The sequence below is a fragment of the Ruminococcus sp. OM06-36AC genome, from assembly GCF_003438725.1.
GTDB classification, from domain to species: Bacteria; Bacillota; Clostridia; order Oscillospirales; family Ruminococcaceae; genus Ruminococcus_C; species Ruminococcus_C callidus.
This window is the reverse complement of sequence record NZ_QSTT01000068.1, coordinates 1-1,200: the sequence shown is the minus strand read 5'-3', so window position 1 is coordinate 1,200 and position 1,200 is coordinate 1. Positions and strand designations below refer to the sequence as shown.

Here is a 1,200-nt window from a genome sequence, read left to right as displayed (position 1 = left end):
TATACCACACATTAATATTTTATGCAATATTTAAATGTTACAAAGTACTAGAATGTTCGTTTCATCTATGTTATCATTATACCACTTTTCACTTTTATTTGCAACCTCTTCTGCATACAAAATAAGCCCTCCGCCAGACAATAATTCGGCGGGGGCTTATAACATTTATCCTATTCAGTTTACAACATCAACCATAACACCAGACTTAAACTCAAACACCAGCTTGTCCTCGTAAACTGTAACCTTTTTAAGCAGATGCTTGACCAGTGTTTCATCAAACTCAGTAATACCGCTGGGTTGCGATATAATGAAATCCCGCAACTCCTCGATGCGTTCAAAGTAGTCACTTCGGGATACATCGTCCATCATTGCCTTCTCCTTCTGTTCCCGAAGCCGGAATATTTCTTGTGATATGTCATCATAGTCCTCTCGTCGACTTGCCCTGTCAATCAACTTATGCTGAAGGTCATCAAGCTGAGCCTGAATATTTTCTGCTAAATCTGGATTGCCCATGTGAAGAACTTCTGCGATGTTTTCCTGTAGAATGCCAAGATACTCCCTGCTGCCGCCAATAAGCTGATTTAAGGCTGTGACAAAGGCTTGTTTCAATATATCCTCATAAATTGTTCGTGCATGACACTCGCCCTTTTTATCTAACCTTGAAGTGCAGCGCCACACGATAGACTTGCAGCCACGATTATTCCAATGCACTCTGCGGAACGGCTCTCCACACTCGGCACAGTACATCAGATTCGTAAAGCAGTGCTTAGAACTGAAACCTCGCCGCCTCCCAATACAGTCAACTTGCGACCCTCGTCTTGCGATTTCTTCCTGTACCTTCAGGAATAACTCTTTTGGGATAATGGCTTCGTGATCGTCTTCTACATAATACTGCGGCATTTCACCGTTATTTTTAATGCGTTTTTTCTTGAGAAAATCCACAGTATATGTTTTTTGCAGAAGGGCATCTCCCATATACTTTTCATTTTCCAGAATTAACCGAATCGAACTGTCATGCCATCGGGTATTCCCTCTTGCTGTTCGGATACCGTCCCGTTCCAGTCCCCTTGCAATCTGCTGACAACTTGCTCCCTCCAGATATTCCCGATAGATTCGTTTTACCGTTTCCGCTTGTTCCGGATTGATCACAAGATCTCCGTTTTCGTCCTTATCATAGCCAAGAAAACAGCTGGCATTGAC

The 1,200-nt window shown here is 42.7% G+C and carries 1 protein-coding gene; it reads right to left on the bottom strand.

Annotated elements, in window-relative coordinates; translation table 11 throughout:
• Positions 1-174: 174 nt before the first annotated feature.
• The coding region (locus DXB92_RS13175) for a recombinase family protein (protein WP_117734225.1) at positions 175-1,200 on the bottom strand (1,026 nt) is incomplete at its 5' end.